1 protein-coding gene is annotated in these 218 nt (G+C 65.1%); it reads left to right on the forward strand.

Going from position 1 to position 218, the window contains the following annotated elements:
- On the forward strand, nucleotides 1-218 hold a 218-nt coding region (locus tag B447_RS21680), incomplete at both ends, for a GTP-binding protein (RefSeq protein ID WP_004250106.1).

A 218-nucleotide genomic window follows, 5' to 3' on the forward strand; every position in this document is an offset into this window, starting at 1 on the left:
ATCGGCCGCCTGCTCTACGAATCGAAGATGCTGTTCGAGGACCAGCTTGCCGCGGTCGAGGCCGACTCGAAGAAGTTCGGCACCCAGGGCGACCAGATCGACTTCGCGCTGCTGGTCGATGGCCTGGCGGCCGAGCGCGAGCAGGGCATCACGATCGACGTGGCCTACCGCTTCTTCTCCACCGACAAGCGCAAGTTCATCGTCGCCGACACCCCGGG

Origin of the sequence: Thauera sp. 27, from assembly GCF_000310125.2 — a bacterium.
In the GTDB taxonomy this organism is placed as follows: domain Bacteria; phylum Pseudomonadota; class Gammaproteobacteria; order Burkholderiales; family Rhodocyclaceae; genus Thauera; species Thauera mechernichensis.